This window comes from Sporosarcina sp. FSL K6-1508 (genome assembly GCF_038007465.1).
Lineage (GTDB): Bacteria > Bacillota > Bacilli > Bacillales_A > Planococcaceae > Sporosarcina > Sporosarcina psychrophila_B.
On the sequence record NZ_JBBOXF010000001.1, the window covers coordinates 934,895 to 958,995 of the forward strand.

General features: G+C 43.7%; 26 protein-coding genes and 1 riboswitch. Of the genes, 23 read left to right on the forward strand and 3 right to left on the reverse strand.

Annotated features, from left to right (window positions below; translation table 11 throughout):
- Window positions 1–35: 35 nt before the first annotated feature.
- The 12 genes from MKZ11_RS04335 (at window position 36) to MKZ11_RS04390 (ending at window position 12,038) form a co-directional block, all read left to right on the forward strand.
- Entirely contained in the window at window positions 36–1,691 is a 1,656-nt protein-coding gene (locus MKZ11_RS04335; protein WP_340792792.1) for a peptide ABC transporter substrate-binding protein, read from the forward strand.
- 150 nt (window positions 1,692–1,841) lie between these two features.
- Window positions 1,842–2,765: a S66 peptidase family protein gene (locus tag MKZ11_RS04340; protein WP_340792793.1), complete on the forward strand. Its 924-nt coding sequence runs from the start codon at window positions 1,842–1,844 to the stop codon at window positions 2,763–2,765.
- 14 nt (window positions 2,766–2,779) lie between these two features.
- Window positions 2,780–3,886 carry a mandelate racemase/muconate lactonizing enzyme family protein gene (locus tag MKZ11_RS04345; RefSeq protein WP_340792794.1) on the forward strand — a complete coding sequence of 369 codons (1,107 nt, stop codon included), beginning with the start codon at window positions 2,780–2,782 and terminating at the stop codon, window positions 3,884–3,886.
- Window positions 3,886–4,827, forward strand: a complete 942-nt coding sequence (locus tag MKZ11_RS04350; protein WP_340792795.1) for a C40 family peptidase — start codon at window positions 3,886–3,888, stop codon at window positions 4,825–4,827. Before MKZ11_RS04345 ends, MKZ11_RS04350 begins: the two co-directional genes overlap by 1 nt.
- The gene (locus MKZ11_RS04355; protein ID WP_340792796.1) at window positions 4,824–5,837 is read left to right on the forward strand and encodes an ABC transporter ATP-binding protein; all 1,014 of its coding nucleotides are present in this window, start codon (window positions 4,824–4,826) and stop codon (window positions 5,835–5,837) included. Before MKZ11_RS04350 ends, MKZ11_RS04355 begins: the two co-directional genes overlap by 4 nt.
- 419 nt (window positions 5,838–6,256) lie before the next feature.
- Window positions 6,257–6,559: an urease subunit gamma gene (gene ureA / locus MKZ11_RS04360; RefSeq protein ID WP_067204300.1), complete on the forward strand. Its 303-nt coding sequence runs from the start codon at window positions 6,257–6,259 to the stop codon at window positions 6,557–6,559.
- 15 nt (window positions 6,560–6,574) lie between these two features.
- A complete protein-coding gene (locus MKZ11_RS04365; RefSeq protein ID WP_340792797.1) occupies window positions 6,575–6,943 on the forward strand; it encodes an urease subunit beta in 369 nt (122 codons plus the stop codon).
- Entirely contained in the window at window positions 6,940–8,655 is a 1,716-nt protein-coding gene (gene ureC, locus MKZ11_RS04370; RefSeq protein WP_340792798.1) for an urease subunit alpha, read from the forward strand. Before MKZ11_RS04365 ends, ureC begins: the two co-directional genes overlap by 4 nt.
- A 578-nt stretch (window positions 8,656–9,233) precedes the next feature.
- Complete coding sequence (locus MKZ11_RS04375; protein ID WP_340792799.1) at window positions 9,234–9,749, forward strand: urease accessory protein UreE; 516 nt, start codon at window positions 9,234–9,236, stop codon at window positions 9,747–9,749.
- Entirely contained in the window at window positions 9,691–10,431 is a 741-nt protein-coding gene (locus MKZ11_RS04380; protein WP_340792800.1) for an urease accessory protein UreF, read from the forward strand. Before MKZ11_RS04375 ends, MKZ11_RS04380 begins: the two co-directional genes overlap by 59 nt.
- 178 nt (window positions 10,432–10,609) lie before the next feature.
- The gene (gene ureG, locus MKZ11_RS04385) at window positions 10,610–11,239 is read left to right on the forward strand and encodes an urease accessory protein UreG (protein WP_340792801.1); all 630 of its coding nucleotides are present in this window, start codon (window positions 10,610–10,612) and stop codon (window positions 11,237–11,239) included.
- Complete coding sequence (locus MKZ11_RS04390) at window positions 11,232–12,038, forward strand: urease accessory protein UreD (RefSeq protein WP_340792802.1); 807 nt, start codon at window positions 11,232–11,234, stop codon at window positions 12,036–12,038. The genes ureG and MKZ11_RS04390 overlap by 8 nt, the downstream gene beginning before the upstream one ends.
- A 49-nt stretch (window positions 12,039–12,087) precedes the next feature.
- On the opposite strand, the gene MKZ11_RS04395 is transcribed toward MKZ11_RS04390, so the two are convergent.
- Entirely contained in the window at window positions 12,088–12,480 is a 393-nt protein-coding gene (locus MKZ11_RS04395) for a hypothetical protein (RefSeq protein ID WP_340792803.1), read from the reverse strand.
- An 89-nt stretch (window positions 12,481–12,569) separates the two neighbouring features.
- Here MKZ11_RS04395 and MKZ11_RS04400 point away from each other — a divergent pair, with 89 nt between their 5' ends.
- The 3 genes from MKZ11_RS04400 to MKZ11_RS04410 all read left to right on the forward strand — a co-directional run bounded on the left by MKZ11_RS04400 (window position 12,570) and on the right by MKZ11_RS04410 (window position 15,314).
- Window positions 12,570–13,046 (forward strand): acyl-CoA thioesterase, encoded by a 477-nt coding sequence (locus tag MKZ11_RS04400; protein ID WP_340792804.1) that lies wholly within the window; start codon window positions 12,570–12,572, stop codon window positions 13,044–13,046.
- A gap of 161 nt (window positions 13,047–13,207) precedes the next feature.
- A riboswitch (SAM riboswitch) is annotated at window positions 13,208–13,322 on the forward strand.
- Between the two features lie 116 nt (window positions 13,323–13,438).
- Window positions 13,439–14,179 (forward strand): cyclase family protein, encoded by a 741-nt coding sequence (locus MKZ11_RS04405; protein ID WP_340796911.1) that lies wholly within the window; start codon window positions 13,439–13,441, stop codon window positions 14,177–14,179.
- A 22-nt stretch (window positions 14,180–14,201) separates the two neighbouring features.
- Entirely contained in the window at window positions 14,202–15,314 is a 1,113-nt protein-coding gene (locus MKZ11_RS04410) for a 5-methyltetrahydropteroyltriglutamate--homocysteine S-methyltransferase (protein ID WP_340792805.1), read from the forward strand.
- 47 nt (window positions 15,315–15,361) lie between these two features.
- On the opposite strand, the gene MKZ11_RS04415 is transcribed toward MKZ11_RS04410, so the two are convergent.
- Complete coding sequence (locus tag MKZ11_RS04415; protein ID WP_340792806.1) at window positions 15,362–15,841, reverse strand: immunoglobulin-like domain-containing protein; 480 nt, start codon at window positions 15,839–15,841, stop codon at window positions 15,362–15,364.
- Between the two features lie 192 nt (window positions 15,842–16,033).
- On the opposite strand from MKZ11_RS04415, the gene MKZ11_RS04420 reads away from it, so the two are divergent.
- A complete protein-coding gene (locus MKZ11_RS04420) occupies window positions 16,034–16,984 on the forward strand; it encodes a hypothetical protein (protein WP_340792807.1) in 951 nt (316 codons plus the stop codon).
- 119 nt (window positions 16,985–17,103) lie between these two features.
- Here the strand turns inward: MKZ11_RS04420 and MKZ11_RS04425 are convergent, their stop codons facing one another.
- Entirely contained in the window at window positions 17,104–17,472 is a 369-nt protein-coding gene (locus MKZ11_RS04425) for a VOC family protein (protein WP_340792808.1), read from the reverse strand.
- Between the two features lie 171 nt (window positions 17,473–17,643).
- Between MKZ11_RS04425 and MKZ11_RS04430 the strand changes: the two genes are divergently transcribed.
- The 7 genes from MKZ11_RS04430 (at window position 17,644) to MKZ11_RS04460 (ending at window position 23,949) form a co-directional block, all read left to right on the forward strand.
- Window positions 17,644–18,378 (forward strand): sulfite exporter TauE/SafE family protein, encoded by a 735-nt coding sequence (locus MKZ11_RS04430; protein ID WP_340792809.1) that lies wholly within the window; start codon window positions 17,644–17,646, stop codon window positions 18,376–18,378.
- Between the two features lie 131 nt (window positions 18,379–18,509).
- Window positions 18,510–19,292 carry a hypothetical protein gene (locus MKZ11_RS04435; RefSeq protein WP_340792810.1) on the forward strand — a complete coding sequence of 261 codons (783 nt, stop codon included), beginning with the start codon at window positions 18,510–18,512 and terminating at the stop codon, window positions 19,290–19,292.
- 2 nt (window positions 19,293–19,294) lie between these two features.
- Window positions 19,295–19,663, forward strand: a complete 369-nt coding sequence (locus tag MKZ11_RS04440; protein WP_340792811.1) for a GntR family transcriptional regulator — start codon at window positions 19,295–19,297, stop codon at window positions 19,661–19,663.
- The gene (locus tag MKZ11_RS04445) at window positions 19,656–20,348 is read left to right on the forward strand and encodes an ABC transporter ATP-binding protein (protein ID WP_340792812.1); all 693 of its coding nucleotides are present in this window, start codon (window positions 19,656–19,658) and stop codon (window positions 20,346–20,348) included. The genes MKZ11_RS04440 and MKZ11_RS04445 overlap by 8 nt, the downstream gene beginning before the upstream one ends.
- Before the next feature lie 228 nt (window positions 20,349–20,576).
- Entirely contained in the window at window positions 20,577–21,500 is a 924-nt protein-coding gene (locus tag MKZ11_RS04450; RefSeq protein ID WP_340792813.1) for an ABC transporter ATP-binding protein, read from the forward strand.
- Window positions 21,469–22,419, forward strand: coding sequence for an ABC transporter permease (locus MKZ11_RS04455; RefSeq protein WP_340792814.1), 951 nt, complete (start codon window positions 21,469–21,471; stop codon window positions 22,417–22,419). The genes MKZ11_RS04450 and MKZ11_RS04455 overlap by 32 nt, the downstream gene beginning before the upstream one ends.
- Window positions 22,420–22,659: 240 nt before the next feature.
- A complete protein-coding gene (locus tag MKZ11_RS04460; RefSeq protein ID WP_340792815.1) occupies window positions 22,660–23,949 on the forward strand; it encodes a S8 family peptidase in 1,290 nt (429 codons plus the stop codon).
- The last annotated feature ends 152 nt before the right edge of the window (window positions 23,950–24,101 follow it).

Genomic DNA, 24,101 nt, shown 5'->3' on the forward strand with positions numbered 1-24,101 from the left:
CTTCCATATTCATAACAAACAGAGGGGGATTTTGTATGAAGAAGTGGTTGACGTTTATCATTGTAGCGATGCTCGCTATCGTACTGGCGGCTTGTACAGCAACGAAGGATGCCGGGAAAGAACCGGAGAAGGATAAGGATGCCGGAAAGAAAGAAGAAGGAACGAAGGCTGAGCCGGTAGAAGCAGAAAAAATCCTCTATTTGAATAACGGGGAGGAGCCGACATCTTTTGATCCATCGGTTGGTTTTAACGCTGTTTCGTGGAGTGCTTTGAATAACTTGATGGAAGGATTGACGCGTTTATCAGAAGATCACCTGGCTGTAGAGGCGACAGCGGAGAAGATTGACGTTTCCGAAGACGGTCTAACGTACACATTCACAATCCGTGAAAACGCGAAATGGTCGAATGGAGATTCAGTCGTCGCAGGAGATTTTGTCTATGCGTGGCGTCACATGCTTGACCCGGAGACAGCATCGCCCGCTTCATTCCTTGCGTATTTCATTGAGGGCGCAGAAGCATATAATAACGGCGAAGGCACTGTGGAAGATGTTGCAGTTGAAGCACCGGATGACAAGACGTTTGTCGTGAAATTAACATCGCCGAATGAAGCGTTCTTAAATGTCATTACAAATCCGAGCTTCTTCCCGATTAATGAAAAAGTAGCGACTGCCGATCCAAAATGGTTTACAGAAGCTTCGTCGTTTGTTGGGAACGGTCCTTTCAAATTAACATCATGGGATCATGATGTAAGTCTTCTATTTGAAAAAAATGAAAATTATTGGGATGCAGATGTCGTGAAGCTTGATAAGGTAGAGTGGGCCATGGTGAATGATCCGACAACTGAGTATCAGATGTACCAATCAAATGAATTAGACCAATCAGGAGTGCCGCCTGAACTTGCAGAACAGTTGAAAGATAGCGATGAACTGCGCATCGATGACCAGGCAGGATTATACTTCTACCGATTCAATACTTCGATGGAGCCTTTCACAAATACCAAGATTCGGAGAGCATTCGGACTCGCGGTTAATCAGGAAGAAATCGTCGACTATGTAACGAAGAATGGTGAGAAGCCAGCGCACGGTTTCGTGACATATGGATTCATCGGTCCAGACGGTAAGGAATTCCGAGATTCCGTTGGTAAACTTGTTGAGTTCAATCCGGCTGAAGCGAAAAAGCTTCTAGAAGAAGGAATGAAAGAAGAAGGCTACACGGAATTGCCAAAAGTGGAATTGACGTATTCAACAAGTCCGTCGCATCAAAATATTGCGGTAGCACTACAAGCGAAGTTTAAGGAAGTACTTGGCGTTGATGTAGTATTGCAAAACGTTGAGAGCGGAGTTTTCGCGTCGGAACAAAAAGAGTTTAAATACCAGATGTCCCGCTCCTCCTTCTTACATGACTATGCGGATCCTGTGAATGCACTTGAAAGCTTCATCACGGACTCGTCCATGAACCGGACGACATGGTCGAATGCTGAGTATGATAAGCTTATTACGGATATTAAAAATGAGACAGATGAAAACAAGCGTTGGGAATTGCTGAAACAGGCTGATCAGCTTCTAATGGAAGAAATGCCTGTCTTCCCGATTTACTATTACAATCAGTCTACGCTTGAAAAACCGGGCATAACTGGAATTCTGCGTCATCCGGTTGGCTATCTCGATTTGAAATATACGGATAAGAACTGAGTGACAGTCGCGGCGTCCGTTGTGGCGCCGCGTTTTGAATTTATGGAGAAACCCGTATAATTGAATGTTGGGAATTGTGTCTGAATTGACTTGGTGACTGTCACCCAAATGCTTGTCCCCTCCTCCCGATAAAGAAAGGAAGTTTTTTGAATGAAAATACGACCACAGCGTCTGCAAAAAGGTGACACGATTGGTATTATCGCTCCGTCGAGCCCACCGAATCAGGAGAATTTAGAGAAATCACTTGCATTTCTTGAACAGCTCGGCTTGAAATGGAAGTTTGGTAAACATGTGAGTAAAGTCCATGGTTATCTCGCGGGAACGGACGACGAGCGACTTGAGGACTTGCAAGACATGTTTGCGGATCCCGAAATTAAAGGAATTATCTGTGCAGGCGGAGGATATGGATCGGCTCGCTATGCAGATAAAATAGATTTGCAATTTATGAAAGAAAATCCTAAAATCTTTTGGGGTTTCAGCGACATCACATTCTTGCATACCGCGATGGGACTATACTCTAATCTCGTCACATTTCATGGCCCGATGCTTGCCTCTTGTGTCGGAAAAGAGTCGTTTCATGAACTGTCTGCTAAAATGTTCCAACAGTTATTCGAGCCGATGGAACTTCATTACACGGAAGCGATCGCACCCTTGGAAACGATTAGGGGCGGTATTGCGCAAGGTGAACTTGTTGGTGGAAATCTGTCACTGCTCGTAAGTGGAATTGGTACAAAGTTCGAAGTGGACACGAAGGGAAAACTTCTCTTTATAGAAGATGTAGGCGAAGAACCCTACAGAGTCGATGGCCTTCTTAATCAGCTCCGCATGGCCGGTAAGCTTAAAGAAGCAGCGGGGATTGTCATCGGCGACTTCTCGGATGCGGAACCGAAAAAACGAAAAGAAACACTGACGCTCGATGAAGTGTTCGCGGATTACACAGCTAATCTAGGGGTGCCAGTTGTGAAAGGATTCAAAATCGGCCATTGCCAACCACACTTTGCCATACCACTTGGCGTTGGGGCAAAGCTCGATGCGGATAATAAGACGTTGACGATATTGCCCGGCGTGGAATAAAAGGGGGATGAAACATGCTGATCCGCTCTATTGAAACAATTCCAGTTGCAGTGCCACTCATCAAGCCCTTCAAGACGGCACTTCGGACGGTCCATACCGCTTATGCAGTCTATGTGAAAGTAATCTGTGAGGACGGACGTACAGGGTGGGGGGAAGCGCCGCCGACTCATGTCATTACGGGGGATTCAGTCGGCAGTATTACATATGCCGTCGAAAAAGTGATTGCCCCCCCGCTGATCGGACTCGATATCAGGCGCCGAGAAACGATATTTAACACATTGAACCGTTCGATTGTCCACAATACAAGTGCGAAAGCTGCAATCGACATGGCAATCCATGATTTACTGGGTCAACAAGCGGACATGCCGCTCTATCAATTACTTGGCGGCTACCGGAATGAATTCGAAACGGATTTCACAGTGAGCGTCAACAGCCCCGAAGAGATGGCAGATGATGCAGGACGTTATAATGCCGATGGATTCGATGTACTGAAAGTGAAAGTGGGCATTGGAGATATAAATGAAGATATCGCGCGCGTCAAAGCGATACGCGAGCGAATCGGGGATGCCCCCACAATCCGGCTAGATGCCAATCAAGGATGGAATGCGAAAACAGCAGTCCGTGTGATTCGGATGCTGGAAGATGCGGGACTTGGGATTGAATTGATTGAGCAACCGGTACCCGCCATTGATATCGAAGGGTTGAAATACGTAACGGACAATACGTTAACGCCGATCATGGCAGATGAAAGCATTTTTTCAGCAAGTGATGCACTGCGGATACTTCAATCGAGGGCAGCGGATTTGATCAATATCAAGCTGATGAAGTCGGGTGGCATTCATGGAGCATTGAAAATCAATGCGCTTGCGGAAACGTACGGCGTGGAATGTATGGTCGGCAGTATGATTGAGACAAAGCTCGGTATTACGGCAGCGGCCCATTTTGCGGCGAGTCAGCCGAATGTGACGCGTTTTGACTTCGACGCACCTCTTATGTTGGCGGAAGATATTGTTCCAGGGGGAATTGTCTATGAAGGAAGAACGATTCGTCTACCTAAAACCCCAGGTCTTGGCCTCGATCATGAACAGATGGAGCACTTAGGAAAAGGAGTGGATGGGTGATGGAGACAATTGTGAACACTTGGTATTGTGCGGTCTCGGTTGCGACAGTATGGACATCGCCGGTATCTGCTCGGGCGATCGATGAACCCGGAATAGCAAACCCGGTTCGGTTAACAAGATGGCTCGAGAATTTGCCCTATGCACCACGCCTTGACTTATGTGACGGCAATCGGATTCAGACACAGTTGCTGTTCGGCGAACCAGTCATTGTCGAAGAGGTACAAGATGGTTGGGCGAAAGTTATCGCCGTCTGGCAGCCGTCGAATAAAGACGAACGCGGTTATCCAGGCTGGGTCCCCCTCATTCAATTGAAAGAAGCGAAACCAATCCATGCGATAGGGTTTGCGCGAGTGACATCTGGAAAAGCACAATTGTGGAATATGGATGGCACGCCTTCTGTCGTGATCCCGTTCAATTCAACGCTGCCCTATATTGACGAATCAGGTACTCATTTACGTGTCTGCGCACCTACAGGAGAAGCGTTGTTACTGAAACATGACGCAGAAATAGCTCCGTCTATTCACCAATTTAAAAAACAACCAGTTTCCGTGGTTGTTGATAAAGGACTCATTTTCCTTGACCTGCCATATTTATGGGGGGGGATGTCCTCGTATGGCTATGATTGCTCCGGCTTTACTTACAGTATGCTGAAAGCTTGCGGGTACTCCATTCCGCGGGACGCTAGCGACCAAGCTGGGAGTGGCGAGGAAATTCCATTAGACAATCAGTCGCTCTGGAGAAAAGGGGATCTTCTGTTTTTTGCTAACAATGAAGGGACAGCGAGTGTCCGCCACGTCGGGTTTTACTTTGGGAATGGGTTACTCCTTCATTCTCATAATACGGGAAAGTCGGTTGAAGTGATGAAGCTTGCAGGCACCAAATTAGAGCGAGAACTTTGCGCTGTCCGGCGGTATGGTATGACGAAGGGGGAAATGGGATGACGCAACCGGCTTTGTTATCAGTGATTGAATTGAAACGTTATTTTGACGTTGGGCACGGGGAAAAGTTGAAAGCGGTCGACGGAATCAGTTTTGATATTTACAGAGGGGAGACATTTGGCCTTGTTGGCGAGTCGGGTTGCGGCAAATCAACGGCGGGCAGGACGATTCTAGGATTGTATAGTAAAACGGACGGGGACGTGCTTTATGGCGGACAAAGTGTCCACGACATGACGAGTAAAGAAAGGCAGCGTTTCCTGAAAAAAATGCAAATGATTTTTCAAGATCCATATGCCTCATTAAATCCGCGCTCCACTGTCTATGAAATAATTGCGGAGCCGATGCAAATACACAGTTTATATAAAACAAAAGAAGAAATGCGTATTCGTGTCAATGAATTACTGGAAGATGTCGGGTTGAGCCGCGAACATGCAAACCGCTATCCGCATGAGTTTTCCGGTGGTCAACGCCAACGGATCGGTATCGCCCGCTCGCTGGCACTCGATCCGGAGTTCATCATCGCGGATGAACCGATTTCGGCACTTGACGTCTCCGTACAAGCACAAGTTGTCAAACTTCTACAAAGACTACAGCGGGAAAAAGGATTGACGTATCTATTTATTGCTCATGATCTGTCTATGGTAAAATACATTTCTGACCGTATAGGCGTCATGTATCTTGGACATATGGTCGAATTGACGACGAGTGCACAGCTCTATGATAAGCCGCTCCATCCCTATACGGAGGCGCTGTTATCAGCCATTCCAATACCAGATCCGGACATTGAAGAATTGCGTGAACGTATTTTGTTGCAAGGCGAACTTCCAAGCCCCATCAATCCGCCGTCCGGTTGTGTATTCCGGACGCGTTGTCCGTCCGCGATGGAAGTCTGTGCCGAATTAAAACCGAAATGGCTCGAGCAAGAAACAGGTCACTTCGTCGCCTGTCATCTGCACGACAAACAAGTAATGACAAGAAGAGATGCGGTTGAAGTGCCTGAGCTGTCCCGATAAACCGGGATAGCTTTTTTTGTTTGAAAAAGGCAGCATTTGGGTAGTTTAAAGGAGAATACGCCTAAGCAATGGGATTGAGAATACAAATATAACTTTTATGTAATATTTAAGTAAGAATTACAGCCGACTAACAAAAAAACAATTCGATTTCCCTATACCTTTTAAAGGTAATAAAGTTGAAGAGGCAACAACAATTAGCTATAATAGGACAGTCATCGACTTTCTTCGACAAATCCTACTCAAGCCCGATTTAAACGGGTTCCAATCGTCCGGGCACTTGTCCGTAATTGCATGCTCATGCAAACCAACTTGTAAAAGGAAACAAAAACACTAATACAGTTAATTTTCTGAATCGTCTAAGGTTTGGTTTTTTTATTAATGATTTCATTTTTTATTAATTGAAAAAGAGGTGCTTTGTATTGAAATTATCACCAGTTGAACAGGAAAAATTGTTATTGCACGTAGCAGGAGAGCTTGCGATTAAACGTAAGGAACGTGGAGTTAAATTGAATTATCCGGAAGCTATCGCACTAATTTGCCACTATATTATGGAAGGCGCACGTGACGGAAAGACTGTTGCGCAACTGATGAGTGAAGGAAAACAAGTGCTTACAGTTGAGGATGTAATGGAAGGCGTCGGCGATATGATTAGTGATGTGCAGATTGAATGTACATTCCCAGACGGAACTAAACTTGTGACGGTCCACCGTCCGATTCAATAAGAGGAGGATTCAACAATGATTCCAGGAGAAATTAGAACAGCTGAAGGTACGATTGAAATAAATGCTGGTCGCCCAGTGAAAACAGTACGCGTTGCAAATACTGGTGACCGCCCTATACAAGTCGGATCTCATTTCCACTTTATAGAAGTTAATAAATTCCTTGAATTCGACCGTGAACAGTCAGTAGGTATGCATTTGAATATTCCATCCGGTACGGCTGTTCGCTTTGAGCCGGGCGAAGAGAAGGAAGTTGAATTGGTTGAGTTTGGTGGAAAACGTCACGTGTTCGGATTGAATAATTTGACGGAAGGTTCGACGCATAATAAGGACGAAATTATGGATAAAGCAGCAGAAGCAGGATTTAAAGGAGCCGAGGATAAATGAAAGTAACACACGAACAATATGCGAAAATGTTCGGTCCTACAGTAGGCGATAAAGTACGTCTTGCTGATACGGATCTTTGGATTGAAATTGAAAAGGACTATACATCATACGGTGATGAAGGCGTTTTTGGAGGCGGAAAATCACTTCGCGTGTCAATGGGGCAAAATGGTACAAATATGCGAGCTGAAGGTGTCCTCGATACAGTTATTACGAACGTTATGATTATCGACTATACAGGTATTGTGAAAGCTGATATCGGTATTAAAGATGGCCGCATCATTGGAGTCGGAAAAGCGGGAAATCCGCTTACGATGGACGGTGTAGATCAGGATATGATTATTGGCGTTGGTACCGAAGTGTATGCAGGTGAAGGTTTGATCGCAACAGCTGGTACGATAGACACGCATGTTCATTTTATCAGTCCTCAGCAAGTTGAGACTGCACTTAACACAGGTACAACTACATTCATCGGTGGCGGAACAGGACCTGCAGCGGGTTCAAAAGCAACGAGTTTGACGGCGGGAGAGTGGCATCTTCACCGGATGTTACAAGCGGTTGAAGACTTGCCGATCAACGTAGGTCTACTTGGAAAAGGAAGCGCATCCACCCCTGAACCAATTATAGAACAAGTCCGTGCAGGTGCAATCGGCATGAAAATTCACGAAGACTGGGGCGCAACACCTTCTTCCCTTGATACAAGTCTTAAAGTTGCGGACGAATACGATATTCAAGTTGCGCTTCACTCCGATACGCTGAATGAAGCGGGTTTTGTTGAGAATACGATTGAGGCAATAGACGGTCGTGTCATCCATATATTCCATACAGAAGGAGCAGGCGGTGGACACGCACCGGATCAGCTGAAATTGGCTGCATACCCAAATATTTTGCCGGCATCGACGAATCCGACAAAACCATTTACGACAAATACAATCGATGAACATTTAGACATGCTTATGGTATGTCACCATTTGAAACACGATGTACCTGAAGATGTAGCGTTCGCAGATTCACGTATCCGTCCCGAAACAATCGCAGCAGAAGATATTATGCAGGATCTTGGCATTCTTAGTATCATGTCATCCGATTCACAAGCGATGGGTCGTGTTGGTGAAGTAACAATGCGTACGTTCCAAACAGCAAACAAAATGAAACAGCAACGTGGTCCACTTCCACAAGACGAAGGAAAAGACAATGATAACTTCCGTGTAAAGCGTTACATTTCAAAGTTAAATATTAACCCGGCGATTGCACATGGAATCAGTCATGAAGTCGGTTCACTCGAAGAAGGGAAGCTTGCGGATATCATTCTTTGGGACCCAGCGTTTTTCGGAGTGAAAGCGGAAGTCGTCATAAAGGGTGGAATTGCGGTTTACGCAATGACTGGCGACCCGAATGCATCGATTCCTACACCACAACCGATGATGGGGCGCCGTATGTATGGTTTCCATGGTCAAGCGCCACAACAGGCGGCGATGACATTCCTTCCGAAAATTGCAATAGAGGAAGGTCTTCCTGAAAAACTAGGCTTAAAGAAAATGATTGGCACTGTGAAAAACTGCCGTAGCATTGGTAAAGCGGATATGAAACATAACAGCGAAACACCAGAAATTGACGTCAATCCTGAAACGTATGAAGTGAAAATTGACGGCGTGCTTGCTACGTGTGAACCAGTTAACGTTCTCCCGATGGCACAACGTTATTTCCTATTTTAATTACTAACTATATATATGTTGAATTAAAGAATCCCGTTGAATCTGTTGTGTCGCTCGATGATGAGAGAGTATTAATTTGGAATGTGGATTATAGATCGCTTGGCGCTTTGGGGATGCCTCTCGCCATGAGCATGGATTAACGCTTCGCATCCAGTCTCACAGCTTCGGCTACCCCTTTGCCGCGCCTGCGCTGGAGTGTACATTATTGAAAGTGATTTTGAGACGTATGGACTGAGATTATAATGTGATTACTATTTGATACTAATTTCATTGAAGAAAGTCACACAACGAGCTACATGTCTTAACCCCGACAATGCAATGTGCTTTCTAATATAGAACATCCAGCGAAGACGCGACTTCGTGGTAGCCGGAGCGATAAGACTGAAAGTGATCTTCTTTCCGGCTTATCGCGGGAGGCATCCACAAAGCGTCGAAGCGGTATTAGGAAGAATTCTAAATCTATCCATAGTATAGGAATTCATATTACCCGCCTTCGCTGGAACATTTTACTTTACCCTATATAAATACAATCATTTCGGACTCAAGCTATTGAACATGCCGACATAGGAGGATACTAAATGCTTATAACTAAAGTCATTGGTAATATCGGAACGGAAGAAGAAATTGCTGGTAAAAAGACAGAGTGGATTGAACTTGACTGGGAAGAATTGAGTAAACGAATTCTGCGCAAAGAAACAGATCAAGGTACAGACGTCGCGTTGTCCCTTGAACAACATGATGACGACCATGATCATCACAGTCATGACCATGGCGACCATGATGGCCATGATCATCATCACGAACGTCAACCCTTACAATACGGCGATATCTTATTCGAGGACGACGAACGTCGTATTGCTGTTCGTACAAAAATGGAACCAGTTATCGTAATTAGCCCGAAAAACATGACGGAAATGGGTAAAACAGCGTTCGAACTTGGTAACCGTCATACACCGGCGCTAATTGAAGAAAATGAAGTGATCGTGCGTGCAGATCATACGCTGAACAAACTGTTGGATGAAGTGGGTGTTGCATATGAAACAATTGAAAGACGATTCAAACAACCATTCAAATACCGTGGACACTCTCACTGATCTTGCCCTTTTAAGATTAATACAGATTCACGATTCTGCGTTTCCAATTGGATCTTTTACACAGACGTATGGAATGGAGACGTATATTCAAGAAGATGTGATTCGGACGAAAGAAGATTTGATAGCCTATTGTACATCATTTCTTTTTCATAATCTGGTTCGCGGTGATGCGATTTTAATTCAAGAAGCGTATGCCGCGGCGCAGGAACAGGATATCGAGCGACTTCTCTATTTGGAGCAATTGTGCGGGGCGATGAAGCTTGCCAAAGAATCACGTGAGGCAAGTGTGAAACTCGGCAGACAGTTCATCAAAACAGTGTCACCACTCGGTACGGATGAATTCCTTACTGATTGGAAAGCGCGTATTGATTCGAAAGCGATCAAAGGGCATTATGCCATTCTCTATGGTATTTACAGTGCGACAACAGGCGTTAGCGCACGCCACGCGGTTATGACATATTTATTCGCATCGCTTAACGGCCTTGTCCAAAATGCGGTCCGTGCAGTTCCGTTCGGACAAACTACAGGCGTCCAAGCGACGTATGAATTGATTGAACAGGTGACGGAAGCTGCAGAATTAGTTTCTACATTGACGGAAAAGGATATTAGTAATAACGCGCTAGGTATAGAACTTGCTTCGATGAAGCACGAGTTTTTGTTCTCAAGATTATTTATTTCATAAAATATAAGTATAAATTTATCAACACGGAGTAATGTCTAGCTCCGGGCGCCAGCCGCTCGGGTCATAAGCCATCCCAGCTATGCGGCCAAGTACGCCGCTTCCGCCGGTTTGTCTTATGCCTGTCGCTTCTAAGCGGGCGCCTTGTGCTTTTCTTAATTGATTGGAAGGAGTTTTTTTAATGAAACCAGTACGTATTGGCATCGGAGGACCAGTTGGATCGGGCAAGACTTCGCTCGTTGACCAACTTACACGCGCGATGCATAAAGAATATAATGTGGCAGTCATTACGAACGATATTTACACACGTGAAGACGCTCAGTTTTTAATAAATAGCGGTGTACTTGAAGAGAACCGCATTTTAGGCGTTGAAACGGGAGGTTGTCCGCATACGGCAATCCGCGAAGATGCATCTATGAACTTTGCAGCAATCGATGAACTGAAAAACCGCTTTGAAGACCTTGATATTATTTTCGTGGAAAGCGGCGGCGACAACTTGTCTGCTACATTTAGCCCCGAGCTTGTCGACGGTTATATTTATGTCATCGACGTTGCAGAAGGTCAGGATATTCCAAGAAAAGGCGGACCTGCTTTGACGCGTTCTGATCTTTTATTGATCAATAAAACGGACCTTGCGCCGTACGTTGGCGTTGATCTTGAATTAATGGATAGCGACGCAAAAAAAATGCGTAACGGAAGACCATACATTTTCACAGATGTGAGAACACAGAAAAACGTCGACAAAGTTATTACTTGGATCAAGCACAATATGCTCTTAGAAGGTGCGGGATCCGCTGGTTCAAATGCATAATCTATCCCGTGCGATTCATCATGGAAAACTTGATTTAGAGTTTGAATTGAGAAGGGGTTATACGCGAATGCCCCATGTTTTCCAGCAGCCTCCATTGAAGGCGAGTCGGGAATTGTACGAAGGGAAAGACCCAAAAGCGACCGTCTACATAATGGAATCATCTGGCGGGATGGTCGCAGGGGATCGGAATGACATTACAGTTAAGCTTGCACCGGATAGCAGTGCAAGGTTGGTTCAGCAGTCTGCTTTAAAAATCTATCCATCGTATACTGGAGATATTTGTGTACAGAGAATTGACGTCGAGCTCGGGGAACGGGCACGTCTTGAATGGATGCCGGAAGTGATCATTCCGTTTGTAGATGCGAAGTTCCGCAGCGATACGACAATTCGGGTGGCCCGTGATGCAACTGTGTTATGGGGAGAGATCATTGCTCCAGGACGTGAGAAACGCGGAGAAATTTTCGATTATCTATCGTTCCAATCGAATTTCAAGATTTTTGTCGAGGAAGAATTAGTTGCTTTCGACTCCCTTCATTTCTCGCCGAAAGAAACCGCACTCGGTGACATCGGTATACTTGAAGGGGCGATGTATATCGGTTCGATCTGGCTCGTATCGCCAAAAGCCGCAGACGTCGATGTCCGTGCTTTACAGGAAACACTGCGAGTCGAAGAAGGCTTGAAAGCTGGTATGACAAGGCTTGAAGGAAATGCAATCCATTGCAGATGGCTAGCGACCGATCAGTGGACGATGCAGGAAGAAATAAAACGTGTATACGCGCTGTTGGCAGAAATAGTTTAAGAGGACACCCCGACAGTGGGGTGTCCTCTTTGGACTGTGGGATTTTAACTTACTTCCGCGAGTCATTCTTATGTTGTTTTTTTATTAAAAAATCCATAAACCAGAAATAAAAGAACATGGAACCAACTAGGACAACGGCAATATAAATGTATTGCAGGAAAGCGGGAATATTATAGTGCTTTAGGAAACTCCCTGAGAATAGCATAAGTACTGTTAATGCCGCGATGAGTAAAATCATACCGACTACATAAGTAATTGTCGTACTCAAGGGCGTTGTACGAAGAGTCTTAATAATGGAATCTCGGGACTTCAAAGACCTTATCAGAAGGTAGAAAAACAAAACTAGTGTTAGATATTGTTTTGCTGTGAAAATTGTAATGAGTCCAAGCAATATGATGAACCAAGTAATTTTTTCATAATTTTTATCGATAAATTTTAACATTAATATTCCTCCCGTATGTGTATACTATATATACGAGACGAGTATTGGAAAAGATTCCTTTATTCATAAACAGCGAGGGAGAGATTTACATGCAAGAAAAAAGACCAATGAGCCAATCCCGTACAATCCAGACGAAACTGGTGTTGCCGCCGGATACAAACCACTTACAAACAATTTTCGGAGGGCAAGTCCTTGCATACATCGATGAGATTGCTGCTATCACGGCCATGAAACATTCGAAGACAGCAGTCGTTACAGCCTCAATTGATTCCGTCGATTTCTTGTCCTCCGCACGCGTTGGTGACGTATTGGAACTCGAAGCAATTGTCAGCTCAACAGGCCGTACATCGATGGAAGTATTTGTTTCTGTCCATTCAATGAATTTACTGACCGGCGTAACGAAACTGACGACTGAATCCTTCCTGACGATGGTCGCCATGGATGAACACAACAAACCAATTGCTGTCCCGGGTATTTTCCCGGAAACAGAGGCGGAAAAAAGCTTGTATGAAACAGGCCCTGCACGGCGGGAGCATCGGAAGCTGCGGAGTGAGATGAAACATTAATACGTAGTTTTGAAAAAGTCCGCCTACTGAGGTGGGCTTTTTATTTTACCTCGATCATCTAAAAACAGTTAAAATAGTATAATCAAAATATTTTATATTTTCCTTGTTGACATTCTATTCAAAGGCATGTATTGTACTATCTAACAACTAAATACGTAATTTTCTTATCCAGAGAGGTGGAGGGACTGGCCCTTTGATACCTCAGCAACAGACTTTTTTAAGTACTGTGCTAATTCCAGAAGCTTAAGTGTAATGCTTATAGCTTGGAGATAAGAAGAGCAAATAGCGAATACGCCAAAACCTCTTCTTGAAATTTAGAAGGGGTTTTTTATTTGTCTCTCTCTCTGGAAATGGTTGTTGCAAAATAAATCAATTGAGGGGGGGAGATTTAAATTTCAACTGAATTAATTAATGCAATTACGTTTTTGAAAGAGAAAGAATGGATTGATTTGACGCATACGTTTGGTCCTGATTCACCACATTTTTCAGCATTTGATACGGCGGAGTTTACGACATTATTTGACCACGACGATGGATTTTTCGCACAAAGTTTTAAATTTGCTGGTCAGTATGGTACTCATATTGATGCACCTATCCATTTCGTACGTGACACAAGATACTTGGATGAGTTGGGTTTGAAGGAATTGATATTACCGCTTGTGGTCATCGACAAATCGAAAGAGTCACATACAAATCATGACTTTACGTTAACTGTCGAAGATATTTTAACTTTTGAAGAACAGCATGGAGTAATAGAGAAAGAAACATTCGTCGCTTTACGAACGGATTGGAGCAAACGTTGGCCGGACCACGAGGCGTTTAACAATAAAGATGCCGAAGGAAATAACCGTATCCCTGGTTGGGGACTGGATGCTTTGAAGTTTTTATTTGAAGAAAGAAAAGTGAAAGCGATTGGTCATGAGACTTTCGATACGGATTCGGCCATCGACTTTCAAAAGAATAACGCTCTTTTAGGCGAATACTATGTGCTCGAACAAGACGCTTATCAAATCGAATTATTAACGAATCTGGATAAAGTTCCAGCAACAGGCGCAGTCATTTTTAATATTGTTCCGAAGCCGGAAAAAGCATCCGGATTCCCGGTAAGATCATTCGCCATATTACCCCACTAAAAATAGAAAGAAGGAATTTACTATGACAAATCAATCGACGATACTAACAAAAGCACCATTCAGGGCGGATCACGTTGGAAGCCTATTGCGACCGGATAATTTACACAAAGTGCGAAAGGAATTCAAAGAAGGCATAGTCACTGCACAACAATTACGTGAAGTTGAAACAAAGGAAATCAAACGGATTGTCGATAAGCAACTTGAAGTTGGCCTGGAGCTTGTAACGGACGGCGAATTCAGACGTACGTGGTGGCATTTAGACTTCTTGGAGCATCTGAATGGTATTGAAGGGTTTGTGCCGGAAAAAGGTTACACATTTGACGGTGTGGAAACGGAACGATATAACGTTCGGAATACAGGCAAAGTATCATTTAACCCTGATCATCCTTTCATCAAGGACTTTGTGGAGTTTAATGAAATCGTTGGCGGCCGTGCTGTTGCAAAACAAACGATTCCGAGCCCGAATCAACTCTTTAATAGCGGGATTCGTGATGAAACGATTTATCCGGACATTGAAGAATTTGCGAACGATGTTATACAGGCATACAAAGACGCACTGAAAGCATTTTACGAAGCGGGCGTACGCTACTTGCAACTGGACGATGTTTACATTGCGGGTCTTTCAGCACCGAATATCCCGTTTAACGATGGAGCCTATTCAAGAGAACAACTAATCGACTTGGCACTACGCGTCATTAATGGCGTTTTGGAAGATAAACCTGAAGATCTTTTTGTAACAACACACCTATGTCGCGGAAACTACCAATCGACGTGGGCGTTTGAAGGAAGCTATGCACTGATTGCACCAACGTTGCTTGCAAAAGAAAAAGTGGATGGCTTCTTCCTAGAATATGACGACGAACGTTCAGGAGACTTTAAACCGTTGGATCATGTTCCAAATGGTGGAGCAAAAGTTGTACTTGGTGTTGTTACATCGAAAAATGGAGAAGTGGAAGACAAAGATGCTGTTATAGCGCGCATTCAAGAAGCGGCACAATACGTGCCACTTGAACAGCTGTGCTTGAGCCCACAATGCGGATTTGCTTCAACGCATCACGGTAATAAGCTGACAGAAGAACAGCAATGGGAGAAATTGAAATTCATTGTGGACGTGGCGAAGGAAGTTTGGGGTTAAACTGATAAACCGGAACAAGGCTCATATGCTTTGTTCCGGTTTATTTCTTATTTCACCGAAAACGGCACGGCAACGGATAGTTCGTGCATTTGCTCGTCTGTTGAAATAAATGATTTCACAAGACGGTATTCACCTGGAATCAGTGTCACGCCGAGCGCATCGACCGAAAAAGTCTGGCGTGCTTCACTGCCGGCTGACAACACATTTCCATAGTCTTTGAAGGAAGGATTCTTTAAGAATACGGCATCTGAATACGTAATAATATGCCACTGGCCATCTTTATTTACTTCTATATGATAAAAATCGCCCAACTGGTAATCGGATGAACTGTAATTTTGCACAAGCGTTTTAATGATGGGAGGCGAACCGATGAATGAGTCTTCGTCCAATACTAGTGATAAACCTTCTTCTGATGAAAACATTTCCTGGTCGGGCACGGGATCGGGAAGTGTAGAAACGGCAGGTTCATTCCCGCAGGCGGATAGGAATAGTAGAAGAACAATGGCAATTGACAGCATTTTTTTCATGATGGACACACCTCATCTTCTAGCATATACCTTTAAGGGTGGATAAACCTTGATTGAAATCAATAAATAGCTGTGGACAAGTACCTATGCGAGAAAAAATTACTTAATTGTTATCCACATGTGGGTAAAATATTATGTGTAAATGAAACTTCATCCACTTATTTTCGTATAACAGAGAAAGGGGTGGAGTCAATGAGGCAGGATATACACGAACGGCAAATGGAATTGACGATGATACGAACTGAACGCAACCGGGTGAAGAGACGTCTTGAGGATGCAGAGGTGAAACTTAAAGACGCGATTGTACAACGTGATGACTTGCATAAAAAACTGACAAAAGAACAACAGGATGTAGTGAAGCTTGGCAAGTTTTCTTTTATGAATAAAATAAGTGAGTGGACAGGCAAATGGGATGAAAAAATGGAGAAGGAGATTTCAGAAGCAGCGGATGCGGAGCTCCATTACAATGAAGCAGAAAAAATGGTGAAGGACTTGGAAGCGGAAGCGGTCCGACTGCGCGATAAGATGAAAAATCCGGACTTTACCTATATCGATGAAGAGTGGGCGGACTTTCTGAAGGAGAAAGAGACGTGGATTCGATACAATGACACAATTGCAAATGGTACGCTACAAAAAATAGCGGATGACAGGGTAAGACTGCGTTCAATGCTGCGTGAAATTGACGAAGCCCGCGATGCCGGCAACAAAGCAAATCGGGCACTCGATGCGGCGCTCGATAAGCTTGGATCGGCAGAAGGAATGTCGATGTGGGACACGTTTCTTGGCGGTGGATTGCTGGTGTCCGCCCTGAAATACTCTGAGATTAATAGCTCCGATGATCTTGTTCACCGCGCGCAGCGTGCCCTTCGTCATTTCGAGACGGAATTGATGGATGTCCAGAATGCCGCAACTGAATCATTTACAGTAAACAAAAATGATATCTTTACATTTACCGACCTGTTTTTCGATAATATTTTTTCGGACTGGATGGTTCATTCCCGCATTACGGACGCGAAAAGTAAGCTGAACGATGTGCTTCAAGATGTACGTAAGGTTCAGGACCGACTTGCGAGAAAGCGAGAAGAATTGCTACATGAACTGGAACGATTGGATGTGCAGGAGAAAGAAATTATTGAAGCGTGATAGAATGGCTGGAAAATCGGTAAACTGGAAGGGCAATTGTAAACTATAGATACAAATAAAAAACCTCATTATGCATCTTGCTGCATAATGAGGAGAAATCTAAATGCCATTTATAAATTTCATTCAAACGCTAAAAACTCAATCCGGTTGCCAAAAGGGTCATGTGTAAAAAAACGAGAACGGCCTTCGATTGGAGGCTCTTCACTAATCATATAATCAGCTTCTTCCAATTGTATTTTCAACTGCTCAAGTGCATTCACTGTAAAACCGGGGTGTGCTTTTTTTGCTGGCATGAAATCTTGCTGAATACCGATGTGAACTTCGTGTAAACCACACTGAAACCAACATCCGCCGCGTCTCTTCAAGTTTTCTGGTTTTGAAATCTCCTCCATACCCAGCAAATCCCCGTAAAACGTCCGTGCCGCATCTTCGGAACCAGAAGGCGCGGCGATTTGGATATGATCAATGCCTGTTAAAAATTTGCTCATTATCCAACACTCCTCTAAACTTTATATCTTCAGTATAATCCATATTAACCTGAAGCACTAATCTCCTTTTCCAACGCCATTACATAAGGAAATCTTATTGTTTTTATTAAAGGCTATTGAATTACACAATTACCTAAAGAACCCTATTCTATAATTGAAGGAAGTGTAAGAATGGATTACATACTTATATTTTTCATTGGTATGGCGGCGATGACACTTGGAACTCTTGCTGGCGGGGGTGGCCTGATTACAGTGCCGGCTTTGCTGCTGATGGGCATTCCAATTCACTCTGTCCTTGGAGCTGGGAAGATTTCAACAACAGTCAGTTCATTTTCGACCTTTATAACAGTACTACTAAAAAAGCAGGTTACATTCAAAGAGTCATTTTGGATCATACCGATATCACTTTTGGGAGGATTTACGGGTGGTTTTATCGCCACGCGTTTGACGGAAAGTACAATGTACACTATCGCGGTCATCCTTCTTATCTTTGCTTTTCTAACCTCATTCCTTTCCAAAGCAGACTTCTCAGGGGAAGAAAGCTTAAGGCCGACGAAAGTGGCCGTCCCTGGTTTACTCGGCATCGGTATGTACGATGGGATGTTTGGACCGGGACAAGGAACTTTACTTCTGTACTTGTTCGGTCATTTACGAATTGCGTACATTCGGGCAATTGGCTTCGGCCGTCTTGCAACGTTCTCGAGTGGATTTGGCGCGGCCATCAGCTACATCGCTATGGGTAAGATTATTTGGCCAATTGCTTTTGTGCTCATGGCCGGTTCTTTATCGGGTGCTCAAATCGGTGTGCGGCTTGCTGAAAGGCTGAATCCGCATCACGTTAAAATAATATTGCGGATTGTCACGATAGCATTGATTATCCAACTTATCATCAATAGTTTTCTTTGAATAAAACACCTCATCCCCTGAAAGGAAGAGGTGTTTTTGAATGAAAAAAGTATTCCAACAAATCCCTTTACAACCCAATTGCATATAGTGTACTATATAACTAACACACTGATACAAAAGGAGGTACGCTGATGAAGCAGTGGAATGGGTTGATGAAAAAAGAGTGGGTGACGATGAAGTGGCCGTTACTTGGTAGCGCGTTTCTTGGGATTATCATACTGTCACTTTTTCCACTAATGATATCTAAGTTTTTGGGAGTAGAAGTACATGTTTTTGAGATTGCACTTGTTATTTGTTTTATATGGGCAGGGGCAAGTGTGTTAGCACCGGTTAGTGCGCTGTTTATAATGTTGGAGAGGGAAATGAAGCGGCCGGATGTATGGCTTCATTCAACAGCTACCATTTTTAAACTGGTTGGATCGAAGGTTTTTTTTGCATCTCTTATTGGGATAGCTGGATTGCTGATTCCCACTATAGTTCTTGCAGTACAATACGCATTATTTAATTCGACAATGGCTGTATTCGATGACCTATTTTTCTTTGGAAGTATTTTCATCGTACTAATTTTTGCAGTTTCGATAATCTTCATGAGTATCGGGTTCTTCTTCTGGGTCATCGATCGATTGATGAAGCCATATTTAAAGGGATTTTCAATTGTTGTTACGATTATTTTGTTTTTCGTTTCATCTCGGTTATATACCCTGCTCGCCCTCTCTGAGTTTTACAAGAAACTGACTTTAATTGGACCGATTGACTTAATGAAAATTAAAAATCCGAAGATTAATGTGGAATTTATGTATTTTGAACAAACTCAAACTTTTTTTTACACGGGTGAAATACTACTTGATGCTTTCTTCACAGTTGCTATGTTCATCGTTGCAGCCGTCCTTTTTGAAAAGAAAGTGAGGTTATAACGATGGGCATTGATTTTCTTCCAGACAAACCGATTTACCAGCAGCTCATCGACCGGATTACGGGAGATATCATTCGAGGAACAGTGAAGTCAGGGGAGAAATTGCCGTCTGTTCGTGAGTATGCTGTTGAAGCCGGTGTAAATGCTAATACGATGCAGCGCGTCTATAAGGAGCTGGAGCAGATGGAAATCACTGAAACGAAGAGGGGGCAGGGATCTTTCGTCACGGAAAATGAGGAGAAGATTTTCATGCTCCGCAATGAAATGAAGGAACAGCTTGTCACATCATTCCTTCAAAGTGTGGAAGCACTTGGTTTTACGACGTCTGAAATGATACAACACCTACAGGAACGGGGTGAAAAAGATGATTGAGCTGAAAAATATAGTTAAAAAATACGGCGGGCGGAAAGCACTTGAAGGTCTTTCACTTTCTTTGCCGCAAGGGAAAATAATTGGTCTTGTCGGGGAGAATGGGAGCGGGAAAACAACACTGCTAAAATTGATTTCAGGATTAGTGACGCCTGATTCTGGAATCGCCACGTTTAACGGAAGTCGTATTACGCGCAGAGTGGCGACAAATATTGCTTATATGCCGGATGCGGACTTGTTCTATCCTTATCTCACAGTGGATCAACTCATCGAATTTTACGACTCACAGTTCAATGATTTTAATCCGGTGAAGGCGAGAGAAATTGCACAGTTTCTCAACCTGTCACCTGATTCAAAAATAAAACATTTATCCAAAGGGAATCGGGGCCGTGTCAAAATTGCGGTGACACTCGGGCGCGAAGCGGATTACTATTTGCTGGATGAACCGTTCTCGGGCCTCGATCCGATGGTCCGGGATGATATCGCGAAAGGCCTGATTCGTTTCACTGATCCGGATCGCCAAACAGTCCTTTTGTCGACACATGAAATAAAAGAAGTGGAACCATTGCTCGATGAAATCGTAGTACTAAGAGGGGGACGTATAATCGCGCATGAAGCGGTTGACGAAATCCGGGATACGTATGGAAAAGATGCCGCTTCATGGATGGTGTCACTGTTTAAAAGATAGGTATATTTTTTCAATATGGAACAGTGTCTAGCTCCAGGCGCCAGACGCTCGGGTCATAAGTCAGCCCGGCTACCGCAGCAAAGAAAACGCTGCTTCGCGGGTCTGTCTTATGCCTGTCGCGGGCCTACAGGATGTAGGTCATACAGCTATTGCCACAGGAAGTGGCGTTCTTAAGCTGCGTTCATTTGTGACGGCGCCTTGCGCATTTCATTAGGGAGGGAAATTGATATGGAAAAGAAACCGGTAGTGGAATTGAAGAATTTATCGAAAACGATTGGCAGGAAAAAAATTATCGACAACTTGAGTTTGTCATTGTATCCAGGGCAAATTACAGGATTCCTCGGTCCGAACGGGGCGGGGAAAACGACGACAATTCGTATGATGGTCGGGCTGATGGAACCGTCGGGCGGAGATATCGTGATTGACGGGAAATTACTGGCTGATGACTTTGAAGAAGGACTTTCCAAAGTCGGTGTCATTGTTGAAAACCCGGAAATGTATAAGTTCATGTCGGGCTATAAAAACTTATTACATTTTGCACGCATGCACAAAGGCGTGACAAAAGCACGGATTGATGAAATCATCGACCAGGTCGGTATGCAAAACAGGATTCACGAAAAAGTATCGACGTATTCACTTGGGATGCGGCAACGGCTCGGGCTTGCTCAGGCACTTTTACACCGTCCGAAGTTTTTGATCCTTGATGAACCGACGAACGGGCTCGATCCCGCGGGAATTCGTGAATTCCGGACATATCTTAAGTTAATTGCTGAAAAAGAGGGCGTTTCTGTTTTTGTTTCAAGCCATATGTTGTCGGAAATCGAGCTTATGTGTGACCGGATTGCTGTCATTCAAAACGGTAAACTGGTTGATATACGTGATATGACAGCAGAGCAAGAATCCCATTATTATATTGAAGCATTTCCGGTTGAAATCGCAGAAAGTATGCTGAAAGCTGAAGGGTTTACTGTGGAAGCGTATAAAGAAGGTTTTATTATCAATGCAGAGAAGACGCAGATTCCAGGACTTGTCCAGCAGATTGCGGTACATGAAATGCAATTGTTTGCGGTTCAGCCGCATCGCAAGACGCTTGAAGATCAATTCCTAGAAATGACAGGAGGTGGCCAGATTGCTGAAGCTCATACAAAATGAATGGATGAAACTCTGGAGTAAAAAAGCGACTTGGTTAATGACAGGCCTACTCGTGTTTGCGATTTTGGGAATGTTCGGTCTGACGAAGTGGATTGACTCGATGAATGATTACGCACAACAAGATTGGAAAGCAAATGTGCAAAGCGAACTGACCTATGCGAATGAAGAGCTCGGAACCTCGGGACTTTCGGATGGTGAAAGAGAGAGAATTGAAAACGATAAAAAAATTCTTGAATACCGTCTTGCGAATTCAATCGAACCGCTAGATGGCAACAGCCGGGAAAGTATGATCATGAATTCAAGTGGCATCGGTTCCATTGCAGTTTTACTCACAGTTATTGTTGCAGCGGGAATTGTAGCCTCTGAATTTACGCAAGGAACGATTAAGATGCTGTTATCCCGTCCGGTGAAAAGGTGGAAGATTTTAACGTCTAAATTTGTGACGGTCACTATATTCGGTATTCTGCTTATGTTCGTCGGGTTCATTGTATCCATACTTGGTGCCTTTATTTTCTTCCAATCGGGGAATGGAGTAGAGCTTACGTGGAATGGTAAAGAAGTTGTTGAAGTATCTATTTGGGGGAAAGGACTTTATATGTTGCTCCTGTCATTTGCAAATGTATTTGTGACAGCAACGTTTGCATTTATGATTGGTAGCGTCTTCCGTTCTAGCTCACTCGCAATCGGCTTGTCGTTATTCATCTACTTTATGGGCAACACGTTGGTTATGATTCTATCGCAATATGAAGTAGTGAAATACATCGTCTTTACACATATGGATTTGACGATGTATGAGTCAGGTTATCAGATTGTGGAAGGCATTACGATGCCGTTTTCACTCGCCGTACTTGCAGTTTATATCGTAATCTTCCTGGTTATTAGTTATACGACGTTCATGAAACGCGATATTACAGCTTAAGAGGACACTGTTAATCAAGAAACTACTAAATTTGCCCAACACCGACTGGTTCAATGGTCGGTGTTTTTTGCGTTTTCTATTCAAATACTGCTGGTTACTATGGATTGTTGAATGAGAAGGTGACGATAAAGACAGTTAGAACTGGTAAAACAACATTCTATTTTCCCAATTACATGTTATCAGAATAATTGATATAGTCATTTCAGATGCAAAATACGAAAAAGAAAAGAGGAATGACTAATGAAGAAATCGATGAAACTAATAGCAAGTACTGTGTTTGCTGCATGTATGTTAATTCCGGCAACGGGGGTAAGTGCCCAGGATGACTTTAAAGATTTTAAGGAAAAGCAGATGTCACAAAGGGGTGAAACATTCCGGGTAATGATAGAAACGACTGGCTTGGCAGAAGTAACGGCCGCACAAGAAGGACTTGAAATTCGCAATCAATTTGACACCAATCTTTTTACAACTGACGTGACTGAAAAGGAATTTAGTTTTTTGCAGAATATGCCGAATTTGAAAGTTGAAAAAGTACCGGTGCTATCAATTCAAATCGATCCGAGTTCATTAAAAATTAGTGATGAAGTAGATGCGGCAGCCGCAAGCCAGTCTATTCCTTGGGGAATTAAAGCAATCTACAATGATAATAACCTGTCACAGACTGCAGGCGGAAATAATATTCGAATTGCAGTTCTCGATACAGGTGTGAACGTCAAACACGCTGATTTGTACTATAACGCAGAACAATGTAAGGACTTTACACAAGCCCCGGCGCTCGTCAACGGATCATGTACTGATAACCAAGGCCATGGGACACATGTTGCCGGAACGGCTCTTGGTGAAGGTGGAGACGATAGAAGGGGCGTCTACGGCGTTGCACCTAGTGCAAAGTTATGGGCATACAAAGTGCTTGGCGATAATGGAACAGGATACGCCGATGACATTGCCAATGCGATCCGCCATGTTGCTGACCAAGCATCTGCGCAAGGCGTGAAAGCGGTCATTAATATGTCACTTGGATCTAATGGAGAAGCTTCGCTGATTACAAATGCAGTGAACTATGCATATAGCAAAGGAGTTTTGATTGTTGCCGCGGCCGGCAATGACGGATACGCTGAAGGGTCAATCGACTATCCCGCCGCACTACAGAATACAATTGCAGTAGCGAATCTGGAAAATAAAATTGAAAATGGCACATACCGTGTTGCGGATTCATCATCACGCGGAGTTACACGTACTGCAGGAGATTACGTTATCCAAAAGTTTGATGTAGAAATTTCAGCGCCAGGAACAGCAATCTTTTCAGCATGGAACAATGGAGGATACGCGACAATTAGTGGAACGTCAATGGCAACACCGCATGTTGCAGGTTTGGCGGCAAAAGTATGGGCTGAAAATCCAGGCTATACAAATGTACAACTTCGTACAAACCTTCAAAACCGTGCAAAAGCAAATGATATCCGATCTGGTTATTATGCAGGAACAGGCGATGATATCGCTTCAGGATTTGGATTTGCGCGTGTGAGGTAATTCTAGTTTTTAGCAGTCTAGAAGATACACCGAATCTCGGAAGCTTTGAAAAAAGCTCCGTGATTCGGATTTTTTGTATGTAAAAATGAAAGTGAAACGAGTGAGGTAGCATCAATAATACCCGCAGACCAATTTTTTCAGCAGTGAGGGCT